At 50.3% G+C, this 20767-nt stretch carries 12 protein-coding genes; 7 read left to right on the forward strand and 5 right to left on the reverse strand.

Annotated elements, in window-relative coordinates; translation table 11 throughout:
- Positions 1-9: 9 nt before the first annotated feature.
- On the forward strand, positions 10-807 hold the full coding sequence (locus tag E0E47_RS16665) for an alpha-1,2-fucosyltransferase (RefSeq protein WP_130894233.1): 798 nt from the start codon (positions 10-12) through the stop codon (positions 805-807).
- 73 nt (positions 808-880) lie between these two features.
- Here E0E47_RS16665 and E0E47_RS16670 read toward each other — a convergent pair whose 3' ends face one another.
- The 4 genes from E0E47_RS16670 to clpB form a co-directional block, all read right to left on the reverse strand.
- Complete coding sequence (locus E0E47_RS16670) at positions 881-2056, reverse strand: PepSY-associated TM helix domain-containing protein (protein WP_130894234.1); 1176 nt, start codon at positions 2054-2056, stop codon at positions 881-883.
- Between the two features lie 9 nt (positions 2057-2065).
- Positions 2066-3472 (reverse strand): DUF4374 domain-containing protein, encoded by a 1407-nt coding sequence (locus tag E0E47_RS16675; protein ID WP_008628769.1) that lies wholly within the window; start codon positions 3470-3472, stop codon positions 2066-2068.
- Between the two features lie 33 nt (positions 3473-3505).
- Positions 3506-5824, reverse strand: coding sequence for a TonB-dependent receptor (locus tag E0E47_RS16680; protein ID WP_130894408.1), 2319 nt, complete (start codon positions 5822-5824; stop codon positions 3506-3508).
- A 343-nt stretch (positions 5825-6167) separates the two neighbouring features.
- Positions 6168-8768: an ATP-dependent chaperone ClpB gene (gene clpB, locus E0E47_RS16685; protein WP_130894235.1), complete on the reverse strand. Its 2601-nt coding sequence runs from the start codon at positions 8766-8768 to the stop codon at positions 6168-6170.
- 914 nt (positions 8769-9682) lie between these two features.
- Here clpB and E0E47_RS16690 point away from each other — a divergent pair.
- The 4 genes from E0E47_RS16690 (at position 9683) to E0E47_RS16710 (ending at position 15019) form a co-directional block, all read left to right on the forward strand.
- Complete coding sequence (locus E0E47_RS16690; protein ID WP_130894236.1) at positions 9683-10264, forward strand: DUF6621 family protein; 582 nt, start codon at positions 9683-9685, stop codon at positions 10262-10264.
- A 154-nt stretch (positions 10265-10418) separates the two neighbouring features.
- On the forward strand, positions 10419-11612 hold the full coding sequence (locus E0E47_RS16700; protein ID WP_008628754.1) for a saccharopine dehydrogenase family protein: 1194 nt from the start codon (positions 10419-10421) through the stop codon (positions 11610-11612).
- Between the two features lie 80 nt (positions 11613-11692).
- Complete coding sequence (recA, locus tag E0E47_RS16705) at positions 11693-12733, forward strand: recombinase RecA (RefSeq protein WP_130894238.1); 1041 nt, start codon at positions 11693-11695, stop codon at positions 12731-12733.
- Positions 12734-12823: 90 nt separating this feature from the next.
- Complete coding sequence (locus E0E47_RS16710) at positions 12824-15019, forward strand: GH92 family glycosyl hydrolase (protein WP_130894239.1); 2196 nt, start codon at positions 12824-12826, stop codon at positions 15017-15019.
- 29 nt (positions 15020-15048) lie between these two features.
- Here E0E47_RS16710 and E0E47_RS16715 read toward each other — a convergent pair whose 3' ends face one another.
- The gene (locus tag E0E47_RS16715) at positions 15049-17094 is read right to left on the reverse strand and encodes a patatin-like phospholipase family protein (RefSeq protein WP_232038493.1); all 2046 of its coding nucleotides are present in this window, start codon (positions 17092-17094) and stop codon (positions 15049-15051) included.
- Positions 17095-17338: 244 nt separating this feature from the next.
- On the opposite strand from E0E47_RS16715, the gene dnaK reads away from it, so the two are divergent.
- The gene (gene dnaK, locus E0E47_RS16725) at positions 17339-19255 is read left to right on the forward strand and encodes a molecular chaperone DnaK (protein WP_130894240.1); all 1917 of its coding nucleotides are present in this window, start codon (positions 17339-17341) and stop codon (positions 19253-19255) included.
- A gap of 407 nt (positions 19256-19662) precedes the next feature.
- Complete coding sequence (locus E0E47_RS16730) at positions 19663-20766, forward strand: linear amide C-N hydrolase (protein WP_008628648.1); 1104 nt, start codon at positions 19663-19665, stop codon at positions 20764-20766.
- The last annotated feature ends 1 nt before the right edge of the window (position 20767 follow it).

Genomic DNA, 20767 nt, shown 5'->3' on the forward strand with positions numbered 1-20767 from the left:
GCGGACGGCATGAAAATCGTTTGTCTGAAAGGAGGACTGGGGAACCAGATGTTTGAATATTGTCGTTTCCGGGATTTGATGGACTCCGGAAACGGTAAGGTTTATCTGTTTTACGACCGCCGTAGGTTGAAACAGCATGATGGATTGAGGCTTTCCGATTGTTTTGAACTGGAATTGCCTTCCTGTCCGTGGGGGATAAGACTGGTGGTTTGGGGGCTCAAGATCTGTCGTGCCGTAGGAGTTTTGAAAAGGCTGTATGATGATGAGAAGCCCGACGCCGTGTTGATAGACGATTACAGCCAGCATCGGCGTTTTATACCGAATGCTCGTCGTTACTTCTCTTTCCGTCAGTTTTTGGCAGAACTACAGAGTGGTTTCGTACAGATGATAAGAGCCGTGGATTACCCGGTATCGGTACACGTGAGGCGCGGAGATTATTTGCATCCTTCGAACTCGAGTTTCGTTTTATGCGGAGTGGACTATTTCCGGCAAGCCATTGCTTATGTCAGAAAGAAGAGGCCCGATGCGCGTTTCTTTTTCTTTTCCGATGATATGGAATGGGTGAGGGAGAATCTTTGGATGGAGGATGCCGTATATGTGGAACATACGGAACTGATGCCCGACTACGTGGATTTATATTTGATGACTTTGTGTCGTGGGCATATCATTTCCAATTCCACGTTCAGCTTTTGGGGGGCATATTTGGCCGTAGACGGCAACGGTATGAAAATCTATCCTCGTCGGTGGTTCCGCGACCCGACATGGATCAGTCCGCCTATTTTTTCGGAGGAGTGGGTCGGGTTATAGGATATAAGATACGTCCCCGGGAATTTCCGTTTGGGATTTCCCGGGGACGTGTGCATTACGTAGAATGAAGGTGTTAACGTTTCCGTCGAGACGAGAACTTTCGTTTGTACCACAAGTAATAGCCGCTGAGCGGGAGAATCCCTCCGATGAAAGCAGCCAGGAAATAAAGCACCTTGGTCCATAGGCCGCCCCAGGAGCCGGTGTGGAAGGCATAAAACCAACCTTTCAGCGTCTGTGAGGCCGGGGCATCCTTATAATAGGTTATGGAACCGAGGCGACCTGTTTGCGGGTCAAATTGTATTTTATCCGTTTGACGACGGTCGGTATTCGGGTTGGGGGCTACTTCTATGCCTTCCGTACCCAACTTGACCGACTTGTAGGTCGGATAAATCTGGCGGACAGCGTCTGCGGCTTTGTCCCATACGGCATAATTGAAAGTGTTTCCTTCCCGGCCTTTTTCTCCCCTGATATGCTGCTGTCTTTCCGGCCGGGACTGTTTTGCGGTATCTTTCCGTCCCTTTTGCTGATATTCCGGTCGAGGCGTGTTTTCCTCTTTTGGCGCGGTGCCACCGAAAAGGGAATAGGCGGCAGTGCGGTACCAAGTGAACGACCAGGTAAGCCCGGTCAGTGCCATGACGAGGAGGAATGGTGTGGCGTAGAAACCGAGCGATACGTGACTGTCGTACCAGAAACGCCGCCATCCTTTGTTGCAGGATACTTGAAGGCGGTTTTTCAGAGCCTTTTTGGTTTTCGGTATCCAAATCACCACACCACTGATGAGTATCGCAACGAAGACCAACGTAGTGACACCGACGATCGTTTTACCCACGGTCTTGTCTCCTTTCCGGGGCGGGACATCCATTAGCCAACGATGAAGTTTGCGCATGATCTGAAAGAAAGGATAGCTTTTGTTCCATCCGTTTATCTCGCCGGTGTAAGGGTTTACGCTTAGCGTCTTGCGGTTTAAGTGCTCAAAGCTGACCATCCAGGCTTCTTCCGGGTCGCCTGACATTTGCAGGCCGGAAATCTGCAATGAGTCCGGAAGTTGCATGCCGAGCTTCGTGACCAGTTCGGAAGGCGTGAGCGGCTTTGCCCCGTCCTCTGCTTCGACCCGGTAAAAGCCGGGATTCAAGGCACGGGTGACATCCTGCTCAAATACCAACGCCGCCCCCGAAAGGCAGACGACGCTGATAATGATGCCGAATGGAAGGGAAAACCAAAGGTGAATCTTGGCGAATGTTTTTCTCATATCCCAAAATTAGTTCGTAGCAGACAGTTTGCCGATGGCCGACACGCTGTTGTGGGTAATGATGGTCAATCCTTTGGTGGCTTTAGCCGTGGCCGGGTCTATCTTGTAGAGTGCCGGAGCGTCGCCGTCTGTGGTCGTGACCGGAATGTAGGCCACGCCATTGTCGCTGAAAGGAATACCGAAAGACGAAATCTTGTCTTGGGCCGGCAATCCCTCGGTTACTTGGGTCAGCGTGCCGCTTTGGCCCTTGAATACGGCCAATTCTTTGGTCGGTGCATTCTTGCCGCTCATCGTTCCTTCGCTGTACATCTGAAGCAAGAAATAGTCGGCCGTGATATGCCAACAACGGAACATCGGATGTCCGGTGCCTTGTGACTCGAGGTTATAGTAGTAATCCGGGTCGAAAGTGGTCTGGCCGGCCTTGATGCGGACAACGCCCGAAGGCAGTTGTCCTGTGACTTTCTTCAGGTCGGCAGAAGAGGTGGCCGTACGTCCGTAGCCCGGAGAGAATACATAAAGGTCACCGTTGTCCGCTGCCCAAATGGTTTGATAGTATTGTGATTTCATACGTCCGCAGGCGAAGCCAATCTTATCGGTTTCCGCAATGACCGGAGTATCGTTGAAGCTGTCCCCACTGTAAATAGCTATGAAAGCCTTGTCCGGATATTGGGTCGAAGGGATTTGCCCGGCTGTATATTTTCCGGAACCGCTCCCCCCGTCTTGGGTTGCTATGAGGGCTTGATCCGTGACTTTTTCGGGGTAGGTGTTCACGCCGTAGTGGCTCATGCCCATGGGGACTACCGAGGTGTAGAGCTTGCCGTTGGCTTCTACGAAACCGGCAAAGCTGACGATTTCTCCGTTACCCAGGAAGTTTTCCGCGATGCGCGTACCTGTTGTCGTATTACCGGTATGTACGTTTAGATAGTTGAACTGCAAATATTTGGCATAATGGCCTTTAGAATCTTTCTCTTTCGAGCCATCGTTGGTGGAAGACGTGATGACATTGTCGCCCCATGTCCCGTATGTCGTTACACGGTTGAACGTATATTCCCGTGCTTCTTTTACTTTTCCGGTTGTGGCGTTCAGGACATAAGAGGCTCCGGTACCCGCATTTCCATCGTTATATTGCAAGCCGAAGAGGTATTGCTGCCCGTAAAATACCCAGTAGGATGCACCGATGGCTTCCGTGCCGTTGCCCAATACCGTCACGCTACCTTCGTCGAGTGTCTCGCTGGTGACGAGATAAGTACCTTCGTCTGCCTTGGCTGCAATGACGTATTTGCTTGTACCCGGAGCCGTGGCGCCGCCATTGCCATTGCCTCCGCCGGGAGTGGTGTCGTCGTCGCTGCACGAAGTCAATGCGCCACCGGCGCAGAGGGCGGCAGCAAGCGCCCAAGTGAAGAATCTTTTTTCCATGTTTTTAATTATTTATTGAGTGAATGATGCTGTTTATTTCCCGAAGTATACTCTTACCTTTCCATAGAAAGCCCGTCCGGCCTTTTGCAGGCTGTAATTGTCGTAAAGCTTTTCGTCCGTCAGGTTACGGCATTCGAGTGAAAAGTTGTAACGTCCCTTGGCCACACTGTAATTCAGCGTGAGGTTGTGGGAGAACTGTTCGGGAACGCGTGCTTTGGTGTCCGGGTCGCCGAAGTCTTCCCAGTACAAGGGGAACTCGTGCTGGTAATAGCTGTCGTAGGTGAGCGAGAGCATGTTGCCTTTGCCGAACAAGTCATGCCAGTAGAACGACGCGTCGAAATTGGCGTAGCGGTAGGGTTGGTTGGGGATGCGCTGTCCGTAGGTCAGCGAAGCCTGCCCCGTGCCTTCGGCCAACCGTTTCTCACGGTCGATGGCGTCCATGCTGTTGAACGTCCCGCCCAAGCTGAACCAGTCCGCATAGCTGTAACGCAAGGAGACATTGTACCCTTTGGTCTTGACCCGTCCGTGGTTCTCGTAGAATCCGAAGTCCATGCCGCCCACGTTGTCCAATCCGCGACGGATGTAATCCTTCGTGTCGCGGTAGATGAGGCTTCCCTCCATGTACAGTCCGTGTTTGCCGAATCGCGGAGTGTAGCCGAGGTTGAAGTTGACATTGTCGCTTTTTTCGGGACGCAGGTTCGCCCGCCCGGCTTCCAGGTCTTCGTCGCCGAAAAGTTCGTCGGTCGAGGGCAGGCGGTAAGCTTTCTCGTATGACAACTTGGCCTGCAGGTTTTTCAGGATGAAGTAAGTCCCTGCGGCCCCGTAGCCGAAAGCACTCGTCTTTTGCGACATCTGTATGTAGTTGCCGATACCGTCGTCGCTTTGGGATACGGGGCCTTCGTTGTATTGGTTGTAATACTTGCCGAACACCGTGGCGTTCCATTTCTCTGTAGGCATGAAGCGGTAAGACAGTCCCGTGACGTTCTTGCGGGAACGCTTGGGGATGCTGAAGTCCGAAAGGCGCGAACTTCCTGAGACGTACGAACGGGTGGTGCGTTCAAAAGTGCTCAGCACATGGTTGAACGTGACCAAATGGGCGTGGCCGATGCGGTAGTTGGCCGTGAGCGTACCGTTCCAGTTCTTGTTCTTGGCCTCGTTGTTCTGGTTGGATTGCTCCCCCGGCACGCCGGTATATTTCCGTTGTCCCAACCAGTTGTATTTGTAAGATGCCGTATCTATGTTGTGGGTGATGTTGTGGTTGTAGTTGACATTGGCCATGACATCGAGTCCCTCGACCCACAAGTTGCGTTTGCGGTATTCCAAAGAGGGGATGAACGAGAAGCCATGACGGTGTTTTTCTCCGAACACGACTTTCTGCAATACTCCGTTTTGTATTTCCTTATAAAAGTGGGTGTAGCTGAAGCCCAGCATCAGGCGGTCGGCCCATTTCTTGTCGGTCACCCCGATTTTGCCGCTCACGGCTTCGTTGTGGAAACGGTCGTTGAAACGTTTTATATGGTAAATCTTCGTCTTGTCGGTGTTCTCCGAAATGCCGTCATCGCTGAATTCCGTAACGTAGTAATCAATGTAATAGTTGTTGTCCGAGAAATTCTGGAAAGCGTTGATTTCATACAGCAGGCCGTTCTTGAACGACTGGCCGAAGTTGACGAAAGATTTGTGGGTGTTGAACGAGCCGTAAGAATAAGAGGCATCGGCAAACCAACCGAGTTTCCTTTGGTTGGTGACGATATTGATGACCCCGCCCAAGGCATCGGTACCGAAACCGACGGGAACCACTCCGCGGTAGACCTCGATGCGTTCGGCGAAGTTCACCGGCAGGTTGTTCAGATTGAGGGCCGTTCCGGCTCCTTCCTGCGGTACGCCGTCGATAAAGACCTTGACGTGTTTGCCCGTAAAACCGTCGAGCATGAGTTGCATGTCCGAACCCATTCCGCCCGTCTCGCGCAGCTTGACGCCCGGAACGGTGGTCAGCACCTCGGCCAGGTTCTTGTTCAGTCCGGCCATGCTTTTCAAGTCTACGGCCACTGCGTTGAATGCCGATTTGTTGATGCGGCCCACGTGGCTGGCTTCCACTTTCACTTCGGCCAGTTCCATATCTTTTTGGTGCATTTTGATATTCAACTTCTGGCGTTCGCCGGCCTGGAGAGTGACGGTACGTTCCACCGTGGCGTATCCCATAGCCTTAAACACCAATGTGTGTTTTCCCGCGTCGACTTTCAAATGATAGATTCCTTTTTCATTGGGACGTGTTCCGATAGAAGTTCCTTTGACTTGTACGGTGGCAAAGTCCATGATTTCGTTAGAAGTGGAGATGACCTTGCCTGAGACCATGGCCTGTTTTTGGGCTTGTCCTGAAAGGTGGCCTATTCCCGTAATAAATGCCAATGTAAGGCTTAACAATCTGATTACCGTTTTCAATGTTTGATGAGTTTAGGAGGTTTGTTTTGCGAATGCAAAGATACGACTTGGAAAGCGTGTCTTGCAATCGTGGAAAGTCGGTAATTTGCCGGATTGGAAAATACTTGTTTTTGGGTATTGTGGTGTTGCTTGATTGTTTTATAAGGTTATGTCAGCAGAGGAGTGGACACATGGATACTTGAAAGTAAGTATATTGTGAAAAACGAACAAAAAGAGCGGGAATGTGTGGCCTCACATTCCCGCTCTTTGTTTATGCTTAGTTTCTGAACACCAATCCGTTTCCGTCCGCATCCACGATGATGGGTCTCGTCCGGTCGATGTGCTGTGCCAACATGGTCTTCGACAAGTCGTTCAGCAGGTAACGCTGGATGGCCCGTTTGACCGGACGGGCACCGAACTCGGGATCGTAACCCGCATCGGCCAGGAAGTCCAGGGCGGCATCGGTCAGTTGCAAGGCTACGCCGTTGCCCTCCAACATCTTGGTGATGCCGTTGATTTGCAGGCGCACCACCTGTTTGATTTGTTCCTGCGTGAGCGGCAAGAACATGATGGTCTCGTCGATACGGTTCAGGAACTCCGGACGGATGGTCTTCTTCAGCATGCCGAGCACCTCTTTTTTCGTCTCCTCTATGAGGGCTTCGCGGGCTTGTGCGCCGGTCTGCGGCGTCAGTTTCTCGAACTGGCTCTGGATGTAACCGCTTCCCAGGTTGCTCGTCATGATGATGATGGTGTTCTTGAAGTTCACCACGCGTCCCTTATTGTCGGTCAGACGGCCGTCGTCGAGCACTTGCAACAGGATGTTGAATACGTCAGGATGCGCCTTTTCTATTTCATCGAACAAAACCACCGAATAAGGTTTGCGGCGTACGGCTTCCGTGAGTTGTCCGCCCTCGTCGTACCCTACGTATCCCGGAGGCGCACCAATCAACCGGCTCACGCTGAATTTCTCTTGGTATTCCGACATGTCGATACGCGTCATCAGCGTCTCGTCGTCGAAGAGGTATTCGGCCAAAGCTTTGGCCAGTTCGGTCTTGCCTACACCGGTCGTTCCCAAGAAGATGAACGAGCCGATGGGGCGTTTCGGGTCTTGCAGTCCCGCACGGCTGCGCCGCACGGCATCGCTCACGGCCTGTATGGCCTCGTCCTGCCCGATGACCCGTTTGTGGAGTTCCTCTTCCAGATGGAGCAGCTTCTCGCGTTCGCTTTGCAGCATCTTGCTCACGGGAATGCCCGTCCAACGGCTTACCACGTCGGCGATGTCTTCCGAGGTCACTTCCTCTTTAATCATCGCGTCTCCGCCCTGTGTGTCCTTTAACTGGTCTTGTATCCGGTTGATTTCGTCCTCCAAAGCCTTGAGCTTGCCGTAACGGATTTCGGCCACCTTGCCATAGTCGCCTTCGCGTTCGGCCCGTTCGGCCTCGAACTTCAACTGCTCGATCTGCTGTTTGTTCTGCTGGATTTTGTTCACCAGTCCGCGTTCGGCTTCCCATTTGGCCTTGTAGCTGCTTTCCTGTTCTTTCAGTTCGGCAATCTCCTTGCTCAGTTGTTCCAGTTTGGGCTGGTCGTTTTCCCGTTTGATGGCCTCGCGTTCGATTTCCAACTGTTTCAACCGGCGTTCGATTTCGTCCAGTTCTTCCGGTACGGAGTCACGCTCCATGCGCAGTTTGGCTGCCGCTTCGTCCATCAGGTCGATGGCCTTGTCCGGGAGGAAACGGTCTGTGATATAGCGGTTGGAAAGTTCCACGGCGGCGATGATGGCATCGTCTTGGATACGCACCTTGTGGTGGTTCTCATACCTTTCCTTCAGTCCCCTCAGGATGGAAATGGTGCTGAGCGTGTCCGGCTCGTTGACCATGACCGTCTGGAAACGGCGTTCCAGTGCCTTGTCCTTCTCGAAGTACTTCTGGTATTCGTCCAACGTGGTGGCACCGATACTCCGCAACTCGCCCCGTGCCAAAGCAGGCTTCAGTATGTTGGCGGCATCCATGGCACCCTCGCCCTTTCCTGCGCCCACCAACGTGTGGATTTCGTCGATGAAGAGGATGATGCGTCCTTCACTTTTCGTCACTTCGTTGATGACGGATTTCAGACGTTCCTCGAATTCCCCTTTGTATTTGGCACCGGCAATCAGCGCACCCATGTCGAGGGAGTAGAGTTGTTTGTCTTTCAGGTTTTCCGGTACGTCGCCCCGCAGGATACGATGGGCCAGTCCTTCCACGATGGCCGTCTTGCCCGTACCCGGTTCGCCGATTAATATCGGGTTGTTCTTCGTACGTCGGCTCAGGATTTGCAGCACGCGCCGTATCTCTTCGTCCCGTCCGATGACCGGGTCGAGCTTTCCGCTCCGCGCTTCTTCGATGAGATTCTTGGCATACTTGTTGAGCGCCTGATAAGTGTCTTCACTGTTTTGAGAAGTCACTTTTTCCCCTTTTCGCAGTTCGTTGACGGCAGATGCCAGTTCCTTTTCGGTGATGCCTGCGTCCTTCAGTATTCTGGAGGCCGTGCTTTTCACGTTCAGCAAAGCCAGAAGCATCGGTTCGAGCGAGACGAACTCGTCTCCGCCCTTGGAAGCGTAATCCTGTGCCCGTGTCAGCACTTCATTGCTTTCACGGCTCAGGTAAGGTTCGCCCCCCTGGACCTTTGGCAGCGAAGCAATCTGGCTTTCCAGTACCTGTTCGATTTGCCGGCTGTTGACTCCTAATTTCTGAAAGAGGAAATTCGTGACATTTTCTCCCACTTTGAGGATACCGGCCAACAAGTGTTCCGGTTCGATGGCTTGCTGTCCCCTTGCCTGTACAAGGTTGACGGCTTCCTGAATGGCCTCTTGAGCCTTGATGGTAAATTTGTCAAAAGTCATGGTTGTTTCCTTTCTATATTTAATTGTTTATTTTTCTGTTTCCCAACGTGGCGTTGTCGAGCCACACTTATCTCGTATCAAAATGTTTGCCATAAGGCGTAGACTGACAAAATGTCATGAAAGATGAAAATATGGCAGGCGGAACGCTTCGCGGGCTGACGGAATCGGCAGATGTGGTTTCATAAAAGAGACAAGCCTCTTTGTCAAAAAGTCAAATCGGCCTTCATGAGAATCCGTTATTTGCGTCCTTGTCCGGGTGGCTTCGGAAATACGCGATTCTCGCAGGGGTGGCGGAGAAGCTGTTTGTCAGCTACAGGGGGCTTACCGGTAACATCCGGAAAGCCGGGTGGCAAGGTTCTGCGCAGGAGAGTGGAGGGGGTGGTAGCACAAACCGGACGGACGTGGCATTTTGATATCCGTTTTTTACAGGTGGAAATGTTTCAAATAGAATGAAATCGAGCCGGAAAAAGCTTTTCCCACGTCGTTTTCAGGTGCTTTCCGCTTCCATGTACGGACATTTCCCGTACGACATGCGGAGAAAAAAAATGTTTTTTCAGCCGAATGGAAAATCAATCTCTTGAGATTGAAACGCGTTTAGGCTTAAAAAGATAAAAAAACGAACTTCAAGTGTGAAAAAATGTGTCTGGAAACGTCCCGAAAACGTCTGGAACCATGATTTATAAAGGTTTTATCGCTGTACCGTATTGTCTTTTTGCTGTCATTTTGAAAGCAAAAAGGCAGAGTGGGGGCACAAGAAAACTTCGTTTTCGTTTGCCTCTGCACCCGCCTTTGTTTATCTTTGTTTCACGAAGATAGGATGCGGCTCGGCAGTCTTTCACTCAAAAGCAAGCTTTTGGCTTGGAACTGCGCTCGCCTTTCGCTATCTTTGTAAACGGAAAACAGTACTACATAAAATGGAAGAAACGAAATGGAGTGAGAATGTCATTCTGGTGGATGCGGATTACGTGGATGCCGTGGCGTTCAATTTAATCGTGAATTTCGAGCGGATGCTGAACCGTCCGATTCCTAAAGCCGACCTGGCGCAATGGTTGGTTTGCGCGGCTTTGGACGGGGGAGTCGGCGAGGGGAAGAACGACATACAGGTCGTGTTGATTCACGGCAAGGGGCGGAAAGCCTTGGACAACTTCACGCCCTCGGACTTCGAGGCCGAGCTTGACGGCAAGGCGTTCTGCGACGGGCATTTGGGGGAGTTCAAATTGAGTTCCGTACAGGTGGAGAACTTGGTGGACGGAGATGCCCTCTATTTGCAGTCGCTCGAGGCGTTGGCCGACGAGAAAGGTATCAAACGACTGGTCATCGTGCCGGACGTGGAGAAATACGGTCTTCGAGTACGCGAGATTTTGGGCCGGACCGAAGGCAAGGACGTCACGTTGCTGGCCATGGAGCCTCAGGCCGGGAGAGGGTTCCGGCAGGAGATCCTCGGTTATTCGTTGATGAATGCGTTGGGCATCAGAGGGGACGAAATTTGCGATTAAGCGAGAACAGACCGAACTTGTTCGAGTCTGCCGAGCGTGAGCAAATTATCTAATTCAAATAAAAATCAAAAAAACAGGCTTTTTCTTTGCTTCTTGGAAAAAGTCATTAACTTTGCATCCTATACATATTTAATTATAATACCGAATTCAAAAAATGGGAAAAGTTTTAATTATCGGTGCCGGCGGTGTGGCCACGGTAGCAGCGCACAAAGTGGCCCAGCATCCGGAAGTGTTTGACGAAATCATGATTGCCAGCCGTACGAAGGCCAAATGCGACGCCATCGTGAAGGCCATCGGGAACCCGTCTATCCAAACGGCAAAGGTGGATGCCGACAACGTGGAAGAGTTGGTGGAACTGCTGAACGGTTACAAGCCGGACATGGTGATGAACCTGGCCTTGCCTTATCAGGACTTGACCATTATGGAAGCTTGCCTGCAAACCGGGTGCAATTATCTGGATACGGCAAATTACGAGCCGAAGGACGTGGCTCATTTTGAATACAGTTGGCAGTGGGCCTACAAGAAACGTTTCGAGGAGGCCGGACTGACCGCCATCTTAGGGTGCGGTTTCGACCCGGGCGTTTCCGGCGTGTATACGGCATACGCGGCCAAACATTATTTCGACGAAATCCATTACCTGGACATCGTGGACTGCAATGCGGGGAACCATCATAAGGCTTTTGCCACAAACTTCAATCCGGAAATCAACATCCGCGAAATCACGCAGAACGGGCGTTATTACGAGAACGGACAGTGGGTGGAGACGAAGCCCATGGAAATCCATAAGGACCTGACGTATCCGAACATCGGTCCGCGCGACTCTTATTTGTTGTTCCACGAAGAACTCGAATCGTTGGTGAAAAACTTCCCGACCATCAAGCGGGCCCGTTTCTGGATGACTTTCGGGCAGGAATACCTTACGCATCTGCGCGTGATTCAGAATATCGGTATGGCACGCATAGACGAGGTGGATTACAATGGGGTGAAAATCGTTCCGTTGCAGTTTCTCAAGGCCGTGTTGCCCAACCCGCAGGATTTGGGTGAAAACTATGAAGGCGAGACCAGTATCGGTTGCCGTATCCGTGGGGTGAAGGACGGAAAAGAACTGACTTATTACGTGTACAATAATTGCAGCCATCATGCCGCTTATCTGGAGACCGGCATGCAGGGGGTTAGCTATACGACGGGCGTGCCGGCCATGATCGGGGCCATGATGTTCCTGAAAGGCATCTGGAAGAAGCCCGGTGTGTGGAATGTGGAAGAGTTCGACCCGGATCCGTTCATGGAGGAGTTGAACAAGGACGGGCTTCCGTGGCACGAAGTGTTCAACGGCGACCTTGAACTTTAATCCTGCATTTCCCGGAAGGCATCCCTTGCCGGGGTGCTGTGGGGAGGTGGAACATAGATGATTTGATTATAAAAAAGAATATGGCAAAGAAAGAAGAAGAAGCAGTTTTGTTTGCGGGGCCGAATACGGAAAAGCTGAAGGCCTTGCAGGCTGCAATGGACAAGATAGAGAAGAACTTCGGAAAGGGTTCTATCATGAAACTGGGCGATGACCACGTGGAACAAGTGGATGTGATTCCTACGGGATCCATCGCGTTGAATGCCGCTTTGGGCGTGGGGGGATACCCTCGCGGACGTATCATAGAGATTTACGGTCCGGAAAGTTCCGGTAAAACGACCTTGGCCATCCATGCCATCGCCGAGGCGCAGAAAGCCGGCGGGATAGCCGCGTTTATCGATGCGGAACACGCCTTCGACCGCTTTTATGCCGCCAAGTTGGGCGTGGACGTGGACAATTTGTGGATTTCACAGCCGGACAACGGGGAGCAGGCATTGGAAATAGCCGACCAGTTGATCCGTTCGTCGGCCATTGACATTATCGTGATAGACTCCGTGGCAGCCTTGACGCCGAAGGCCGAAATCGAGGGTGACATGGGGGACAACAAGGTCGGCCTGCAGGCCCGCTTGATGAGCCAGGCCTTGCGCAAACTGACCTCCACGATCAACAAGACGAACACCACTTGTATTTTCATCAACCAGTTGCGTGAGAAAATCGGCGTGATGTTCGGTAATCCGGAGACGACGACCGGCGGTAACGCTTTGAAGTTTTATGCCAGCGTACGCTTGGACATCCGCCGTGTGACGAGCATCAAGGACGGCGACGAGGTGATTGGAAACCAAGTGCGCGTGAAAGTGGTGAAAAACAAGGTGGCACCTCCTTTCCGTAAGGCTGAATTTGAAATCACTTTCGGAGAAGGCATTTCCAAAATCGGCGAAATCGTGGACTTGGGTACGGAACTGGGCATTCTGAAGAAGAGCGGTTCGTGGTACAGTTACAACGACACGAAGATAGGACAGGGAAGGGATGCCGTGAAAAAGATGTTGAAAGACAACCCCGAACTCTGCGACGAAGTGGAAGGACTGATTGCGGCAGCCTTGCAGGATGCCAATGCCAATCCGTGACAATATCCCTTTTTATGAACGAAAAGAATGGCCGTAGGGCTGTTCTTTTCCGTTTATTTGTAAGACAACCCTAACCAAATTTTTAATAACATGAGAGTATTACGAACTTTATTTTTATTGATGAGTGTGGCTTCGTGTCCTGTTGTCATGTCGGGAAAAGCCGCAAAAACAGCTAAATTCCATGTGGATGAGGTAAGTATGATGATTGGTACGGACGGTAGCCATGAGACGGAATACGGGGGGACGACTCCGGCCGTGGGCACGCCGTTTGCCATGACCCAATGGTGTGCGGCGACCCGTATTAACGGCATATCCCGTACGATGTATCGCCATTGCGATTCGGTCTTAATCGGTTTTATGGGCACGCACCAACCGGCCATCTGGATGGGGGATTACGGGTTCATGACCCTGATGCCCCAAAGTGGGGAACTGAAGATTAAGGCGAAGGACAGGCAAGTACGTCTGGACCGTGGGAAAGAAGTGGCTAAGCCTTATTATTACAAGGTGTCATACGCTTCGGGAAAACATGGCGGTTCGGAGATTACCACGGAAATGACGGCGACTTCACGTGCGTCTTTCTTCCATGTCACATACCCAAAGGATGAAAAAGCCTTGCTTTATTTGGAGGCCGGAAGGGAAAACGAAGGAGGCTTCATACGCATCTATCCCGACAAGCGTGAGGTGCATATATATAATAAGGAAAGGCATGATGCCCATTTGGGGCCGGCCTTGCCGGGGTTCAAGGGATATTATGTGTTGAAGTTCTCCCAAGATTTTGCCGATTACGGTACATGGCGCGACGGGACGGTCAGCGGAAAGTCTGTACAGGCGGAAGGTGGTTCTGTAGGCGGATATGTCGAGTTTCCTGCGGGGACGACGTGGGTTGATGTGCGTATCGGCAGTTCTTTTATCGACTTCGAGCAAGCTGCGGTGAACCTGTCGAAAGAGATTCCGGCCAGGTCTTCGTTTGCATCCGTGACGAAAAAAGTGAAAAAGGAATGGGAGGAAAAGCTTTCCAAGATAGACTTGGAGGGGGCGAGCGAAGAAGACCGTACGATATTCTATACGGCGTTTTTCCGTACCTTGCAGTATCCTCGGGAGTTTTCGGAATATGGCCGTTATTACAGTCCGTTTGACGATAAGGTGCATCAGGGCGTTTCCTATAATGCTTATTCTTTGTGGGATACTTTCAGGGCTGAACATCCTTGGCTGCAAATCATGGCGCCCGAACGGGTGGACGACATGGTTACGGCATTGGTACAAATGTATGAAGAGGGCGGTTGGATACCCAAATGGCCGAATCCTACCTATACGAATATCATGATCGGCACGCATGCGGACGCTGTGATAGCGGACGCTTACGTCAATGGCTTCCGCGATTATGACGTGGAGAAGGCGTATGAAGCGATTCGTAAGGATGCCTACGTGCCTCCTACGGGTGACGATAAGTCGCGTTGGGGTGACCGCGAATGGTGGAACGGGGGATATGAAGCACGGGGCGGATTGACCAATTATCTGAAAAACGGGTATGTGGCCGATGACAAGACCAATGAATCCGTGGCCCGTACGTTGGAGTTCGCTTTAAGCGACTATTGCATTGCCCAAATGGCAAAGGCTTTGGGAAAAACGGCTGATTATGAAGATTTAATGAGAAGGGCAAAGAATTACCGCTATTTGTATAATCCGAAAACGAAACTTTTCCAAGCGCGTAATGCCGATGGCAGTTGGGCCGGGGAGCATGCAGGGTTTACCGAAGGGGCCAACTGGACTTATCAATTTTGTGTCATGCAGGATGTGCAGGGGCTGATAGATTTGATGGGGGGTGACGAGTCTTTTGCCGCAGCGCTCGATAACGTGTTCGACAACGGGCATTACCGGCATGACAATGAGCCTGGCCACCATTATGTGTATCTATATAACTATTGCGGTCGTTTCGACAAGGCGCAAGAACGTATTCCGGAAATCTTGGACACTCATTACAGGAACGGGGCGGACGGGTTGTCGGGAAATGACGACTGCGGACAGATGTCCGCCTGGTATCTGTTCAGTTCGTTGGGCTTTTATCCGGTGACTCCGGCATCGGGAGAATATGCGTTGGGGATTCCGAGGTTCCCGTCGGCCCGTGTGGAACTGCCGCATGGCAAGGTGTTGACAGTTCGTGCCGAAGGGCTGAAAGGACATAAGCATCTGCCGGTTATTCTTTTTAACGGAAAGAAACTGGATGCGCCTTTTATTGACATCCGTGACTTGATGAAAGGCGGAGTTTTGGAGTTTAAAGCCGAGTGAAAAAGCCGTGAAGGACTGAAGGGCGGGTTTCAGAAATTGAATCCCGCCCTTATGTATCCGGAAGCTTTGGCGCGGTCGCTGTAGCATATAGTAAAACCGACAGGGCCGATGAAAGTGCGTAGGTCATACTTTACGGCTCCACCGAAGATGTGATATCCCGACAGGTCGTTGTCGTTGAAACTGTTTTTGAAAAAATGCATCCAGTCATCCGATGTGGCGGCGATGTTGAATATACCACTGACGTAATGCTTCCCTCCGATGCGTTGACGGGCTTCTATTCCCGCCACGACCAAAGAACGATGGGGCATCTCGAAATGGTTGATGCCGTAAAATGGTATTTGTTGACTGAAGTATTTGCCTCTTTCTTGTCCACCGAGCGTGTTCATTTCGGCAACGGTGTTTTCTGTCGTCAGATAGCGCCCTTCTATCCGGGGCATTAAAGTGAAGCGTGAGTTGAAAGAGAATGCGGCGTTCCAATGTATTCCCGCTGTGTGGAAGGCTTTGTTCCCGTTTAATGGTATGGCATAGTAATATGCCATTTCCAATTCGGAACCTTTTGTCGGGAAGTAATTGTCGTCCAATGTATTGACGGCATATTGCGTGCCGAACTTCAGGTAGCTTTCTTTGGTAATGTCTGTCGGCGAGTTGTCCTCGAAGCGATAGAGGAAGGAGCCGTAGTTGTAGAGTTGGTAAATTCCTCCCAATTTGAGACGTACGTTTTTCCAACTTTTGGTGAATCCGACTTCTCCGAAATGATGATTGAAGCTGATGCCGTATGTCCGTTCTCCTTTCTCATAGATGTTAAAATCGTTATAGGTATAACGGTAGCCTGTGGTAAGGTTCCATTCCCTGCCTAAGTCGAGATTGTAATGTGCGTCGCCATAAGTTTGCTTTCCTAAACGTAAAGTCAGGTTGACGTGGTGGTTCCTTTTTTTCCCGAGCTGCATTTGTCCGTTGAACAGCAAGGCGGCCAGTTCTTCGTTGTCGAACCTAAGTCCAAGGTTGATGGAATTTCTGGGTGCGTCGCCTATCAGGATTTTTAAGCTCCCTGCATAGCGCGCTTCGATATTTCCCGGGCGGTGCATGTAGAAGAAAGGAGGTGTGGGACGGCTCACGATGGAGTCGTCGGGAGAGAAGCGGCTGCCTATAGCCCGTAAGGTGTCTATTTGTGAACGGGCTGCTTGTGCTCCACGTCCCATCAGGGAGTCTATGGCGGTTGTGTTGAAACTGGCTGTGTTGTATCCTTTTACATTGACCTTGATATAGACGTCTGAAAGAGCTATGTTTTGTTCCCAACGGTCTTTCCTTTGCAAGTCGATGAGTTGGTTGAGTTGTGCGAAGATATTGTTTTGAAGTTCTTCTGCATTTTTCATCGGATCCTGTACGTCCACCCCTATGACAATGTCTGCTCCCATTTGCCGTGCCACATCTACCGGGTAATTGTTGATGATACCACCGTCGATGAGTAGTTTGCCGTTCATGGATATCGGGGCAAAAGCACCGGGAATGGACATGCTGGCACGTATGGCGATGGGCAGTACGCCGTTTCGGAATACGATCTCTTCGCCTGTCACCAAATCCTGGGAAATACAGGCAAATGGGATTGGCATTTTTTGAAAATCAATGGAGTCGTGGTAGCCTTCGGTGAGTTGCCATAACATACGCCCGATGTTTCTTCCTTTGATGACCCCTCCGCTGATTAAGTCTTGCGGTTTTTCAAAGAAGGGGACGGAGAGGATGTATTGTGAATTTTGTTCCCGGGCCTGTAGGTTAAGTGCATTGCGATAAGCTTTGTCGCTAAGCAATGTGTTCCAGTCTTGTGCCATGAATATGCTGTCGAGCTGTTCGGTCGTATATCCTATGGCATATAACCCGCCGATGATACTGCCCATGCTCGTACCTACAATCATGTCGATGGGGACTCCTGCTTCTTCAATTACTTTCAGTGCCCCGATGTGTGCCGTACCTTTTGCACCACCTCCGCTTAGTACTACGGCTACCCGTGGGCGTGCCATAGAAATATGGAATACCAATAAGGTGCAAAGAAATAATAGAAGTCGTGCTATTTTCGTCATACATTTTAAATTTTTTCAGCCATTTTGGCAGTTTTCAGGTCTGACTGTCGCAGATGGGCTTGTCCGAGAACAAAGATAGCGGAAAAACTCTCTCTTGATTCCGATAAATCTTTTTTTATAGTTTTTTCTGCTTCATGAGATAGTTTGGCACGCGGTTTGTTTTTATAACAGTGCGTTGCTTTTGTAAGAGGCGGACGTAAGAAATACATTCAATTTAGATTAATAATAAAAAAGTAGATATATTATGGGAAAGATTATTGGAATTGACTTGGGAACTACAAACTCTTGTGTTTCCGTATTTGAAGGTAACGAACCGGTAGTAATCGCTAACAACGAAGGCAAGCGTACGACTCCTTCTATCGTGGCGTTTAAAAACGGCGAACGCTTGGTGGGTGATCCGGCCAAACGTCAGGCGATTACGAATCCGAAGAATACCATTTTCTCTATCAAACGTTTCATGGGTGAGACCTATGATCAGGTACAGAAGGAAATCTCGCGTGTTCCTTATTCAGTAGTAAGAGGAGATAACAACACGCCTCGTGTGGATATTGAGGGTCGTCTCTATACTCCTCAGGAAATCTCTGCCATGGTTCTCCAGAAGATGAAGAAGACGGCTGAGGATTATCTGGGTCAGGAAGTGACGGAAGCAGTGATTACTGTGCCGGCTTATTTTTCCGATTCTCAGCGTCAGGCGACGAAAGAGGCCGGACAGATTGCCGGTTTGGAAGTGAAACGTATTGTGAATGAACCGACGGCTGCGGCTTTGGCTTACGGTGTGGATAAGTCCAATAAGGACATGAAGATTGCTGTCTTCGATTTGGGGGGCGGTACATTTGATATTTCCATACTGGAGTTTGGTAGCGGTGTATTCGAGGTGCTTTCTACCAATGGTGATACTCACCTCGGAGGTGATGATTTCGACCAAGTGATTATCGACTGGTTGGCTGCTGACTTCAAGGCAGAAGAAGGAGTAGATTTGAAACAAGACCCGATGGCATTGCAACGTTTGAAAGAAGCTGCCGAGAAAGCCAAGATTGAATTGTCTTCGTCTACGACTACGGAAATCAATTTGCCTTATATCACGGCTGTAGGCGGTGTACCCAAGCACTTGGTGAAGACCTTGACGCGTGCTAAGTTCGAGCAGTTGGCTGATAATTTGATTCAGGCTTGTAAGGTGCCGTGCCAGAAGGCAATGCAGGATGCCGGTTTGAGTAATTCAGACATTGACGAAGTAATTCTTGTCGGAGGTTCGAGCCGTATTCCGGCCATCCAGAAGTTAGTAGAAGATTTCTTCGGCAAGGCTCCGTCTAAAGGTGTAAATCCAGATGAGGTCGTAGCGGTAGGTGCTTCTATCCAAGGGGCTATCCTGAATAAGGAAGCCGGAGTGGGCGACATCGTATTGTTGGATGTGACGCCGTTGTCTATGGGTATTGAGACGATGGGTGGCGTAATGACGAAGTTGATTGAAGCCAATACGACAATCCCGTGCAACAAGAGCGAAGTCTTCAGCACGGCTGCCGACAATCAGACGGAAGTGACTATTCATGTATTGCAGGGAGAACGTCCGATGGCCGCTCAGAATAAGTCTATCGGTCAGTTTAATTTGACCGGCATTGCGCCTGCTCGTCGTGGAGTTCCTCAAATAGAGGTGACTTTCGACATCGATGCCAATGGTATTTTGAAAGTGTCTGCCAAGGATAAGGCTACCGGTAAGGAACAGGCTATCCGTATCGAAGCTTCTTCTGGTTTGAGCAAAGACGAAATAGACCGTATGAAAGCTGAGGCTGAGGCTAATGCAGATGCCGACAAGAAAGAGCGTGAAAGAGTAGACAAGATGAATCAGGCTGACTCTATGATTTTCCAGACTGAGAACCAGTTGAAAGAGTTGGGTGATAAGATTCCGGCTGACAAGAAACCTGCTATCGAAGGAGCTTTGCAGAAATTGAAAGATGCCCACAAGGCAGGTGATGTTGCCGCCATCGATGCTGCTATTGCCGAAATGAATGCAGCATGGCAGGCTGCCAGTGCACAGATGTACCAGGGTGGTGCACAGCCTGGAGCCGGTGCACAGCAGAATGCCGGAGGGCAGAGTAATGCCAACGCTGGAAACTCTTCTTCTGATGATACTATTCAAGATGCAGATTTTGAGGAAGTGAAGTAATTACATTAGGTGTTAGTTAATAGATGCGGACTCCCTCCATCAACTTTTGGAAGTTGATGGAGGGAGTCCTTTTGTTTGTATACTTTTATTTGAGTAGAGAGGCCGGATATTTCAAGTCTTACTTACCCTTTTCTAAGATAAGTTTTAATGAGGGATTCGAGTCTCTTCCGGGGGAATTCGGGGTGTACGAAGCATCGTTTGCATGTTTGGTAGAGGGCATGCAATAACAAATATAGGGGGCTGATGATTGCGACAAGAACCCATAATACTGCATTTAGGAACAATAATAAGAAGGCATACAAGCGTTGCATCTTTGTGAAGTTGGAAAATATAATACTGGATTATGCTTGCAAAAGTATGTTTTTTTTCGTACCTTTCGAAATATAACCATATAAAATATTGAAAAGATGAGGAATGTGAATAAAATAATAAAGGGGATGGTTTTCGGGCTTGCCGTTACGGCGGTTGGGCTGTGTGTTCCGCATACTGCTGAGGCATGTACGGGAATTACGTTGAAGTCGCAGGACGGCGCCACTGTCTTGGCTCGTACCATAGAGTGGGGCGGCAGCTACCTGAACAGCCGTTATGTGGTTGTTCCTCGGGGGTATGTGCAACAATCATATGTGCCTGGCGGACAAAAAAACGGATTGAAATTTACGGCGGCATACGGTTATGTAGGGATAGCCGTGGAGTTGGAGGATTTTGTGGCCGATGGACTGAATGAGGCCGGACTGGCTGCCGGTTTGTTTTACTTCCCTCACTACGGTAGTTATGAAGCGTACGGTGAGGGGCAACGTGAGAGTACATTGTCCGATTTGCAACTTGTACCTTGGATGTTGTCTCGGTTCAAGACGGTGGATGAGGTAAAAGAGGCGCTTGGAAAAGTACATGTAGTGTCATCCGACCCACGTGCTTCTACAGTCCATTGGCGTATTGCGGACGCTTCGGGACGACAGGTCGTGTTAGAGATTGTGGGCGGCATTCCTCATTTTTATGAAAATGAATTAGGCGTGCTTACCAACTCTCCAGGTTTTGAATGGCAGATGACGAACCTGAACAATTATGTAAACCTGTATGCCGGAGGGGCAGAGGCCAAACCGTTTGGCAAGGTGAAACTTGCAGCTTTTGGCGCGGGCAGCGGCTTTTTAGGGATTCCCGGCGACGTGACGCCTCCGTCCCGTTTTGTGCGTGCGGCTTTCTATCAGACTTCTTCTCCCATGCAGGCTACGGCGCGGAAGACGGTGCTGCAGGCTTTCCAGATATTGAATAATTTCGACATTCCTGTAGGGATTGAATTTGCAGATGCCAAGGTGCCGGTGGATATTCCGAGTGCCACGCAGTGGACTTCAGCCACGGATATGACAGGTTTGGTGTTTTATTACCGCACCATGTACAACAGCGAGATCCGAAGTATCGACTTGAAGGCCATAGATTTTGCCCGTGTAAAGTACCGTTCTGTTGCGATAGACGATGTGAAAGAACAACCGATTGTTCCAGTTATATTGAATTAGT

Source organism: Paraprevotella xylaniphila YIT 11841, assembly GCF_900683745.1.
Taxonomy (GTDB): Bacteria; Bacteroidota; Bacteroidia; order Bacteroidales; family Bacteroidaceae; genus Paraprevotella; species Paraprevotella xylaniphila.

Coding starts and splice junctions, on each gene's coding strand:
- E0E47_RS16675 (WP_008628769.1), bottom strand. CDS start 3,472: ATGGAAAAAAGATTCTTCACTTGGGCGCTTGCTGCCGCCCTCTGCGCC.
- E0E47_RS16690 (WP_130894236.1), top strand. CDS start 9,683: ATGGAAGAAACGAAATGGAGTGAGAATGTCATTCTGGTGGATGCGGAT.
- E0E47_RS16730 (WP_008628648.1), top strand. CDS start 19,663: ATGAGGAATGTGAATAAAATAATAAAGGGGATGGTTTTCGGGCTTGCC.
- dnaK (WP_130894240.1), top strand. CDS start 17,339: ATGGGAAAGATTATTGGAATTGACTTGGGAACTACAAACTCTTGTGTT.
- E0E47_RS16710 (WP_130894239.1), top strand. CDS start 12,824: ATGAGAGTATTACGAACTTTATTTTTATTGATGAGTGTGGCTTCGTGT.
- recA (WP_130894238.1), top strand. CDS start 11,693: ATGGCAAAGAAAGAAGAAGAAGCAGTTTTGTTTGCGGGGCCGAATACG.
- E0E47_RS16670 (WP_130894234.1), bottom strand. CDS start 2,056: ATGAGAAAAACATTCGCCAAGATTCACCTTTGGTTTTCCCTTCCATTC.
- clpB (WP_130894235.1), bottom strand. CDS start 8,768: ATGACTTTTGACAAATTTACCATCAAGGCTCAAGAGGCCATTCAGGAA.
- E0E47_RS16665 (WP_130894233.1), top strand. CDS start 10: ATGAAAATCGTTTGTCTGAAAGGAGGACTGGGGAACCAGATGTTTGAA.
- E0E47_RS16680 (WP_130894408.1), bottom strand. CDS start 5,824: ATGGTCTCAGGCAAGGTCATCTCCACTTCTAACGAAATCATGGACTTT.
- E0E47_RS16700 (WP_008628754.1), top strand. CDS start 10,419: ATGGGAAAAGTTTTAATTATCGGTGCCGGCGGTGTGGCCACGGTAGCA.
- E0E47_RS16715 (WP_232038493.1), bottom strand. CDS start 17,094: ATGACGAAAATAGCACGACTTCTATTATTTCTTTGCACCTTATTGGTA.